The sequence below is a fragment of the Caecibacter sp. AF58-12pH5A genome, from assembly GCF_027681725.1.
Taxonomy (GTDB): Bacteria; Bacillota; Negativicutes; order Veillonellales; family Megasphaeraceae; genus Megasphaera; species Megasphaera hominis.
In genome coordinates this window covers 1-521 of sequence record NZ_JAQDBC010000087.1, presented here as the reverse complement: position 1 = coordinate 521, position 521 = coordinate 1, and the positions used below count along the sequence as shown (strand labels likewise).

Below are 521 nucleotides of genomic sequence, written 5' to 3'. Positions count from 1 at the left end.
TGATCCCAGCCAAGGCCTACGTAGTAGGTTTGGTTTTCCTGGTAATGCTTCGTCCAGCGGAAGCCGATACGCGAGCGAATGGAGTCGGCGCTGTCGAATTGGTATTGGGCTTTGCCCAGGTCGCTGTAGATATCTACGTTGTCACTGAAGATATGGGACCAGAAGAGTTTCGTGTAGATGTCGTAGTTGTTGTCCTTGTGGGTATAGAGCTTGCCCAGACCCAGCTGGGCTGCGACATAGTTCGTGTCCGTGTCGTAGCTGATGTGGTGCCCTGCGATGTCGGCGTGGTAGTCCGTGTTGAGCTGGCCCGCGCGGAGAACGGCTTCGTAGTGCAGGCCGTCTGTGCGGTCTCTGCGAACGAGAATACCGGCGCCAATGTACTGCTGGTTGCCGTCACCGCGGGATCCTTGGTAGCGTTCGGTGTAGTTGCCGTTGCCGTATTCTAAAAACGGCATGTAGGTGTCGATGTAGTCGTCGTGGTACGAGCGTTTGACGAAGCCCAGTTCGCTATTGAAGCCTTG

1 protein-coding gene is annotated in these 521 nt (G+C 55.7%); it reads right to left on the bottom strand.

Annotated features, from left to right (window positions below; all coding sequences use genetic code 11):
• Window positions 1-521 (bottom strand): autotransporter domain-containing protein (locus tag PGX44_RS13945; protein WP_498855844.1); only part of this gene is annotated, 521 nt, incomplete at both ends.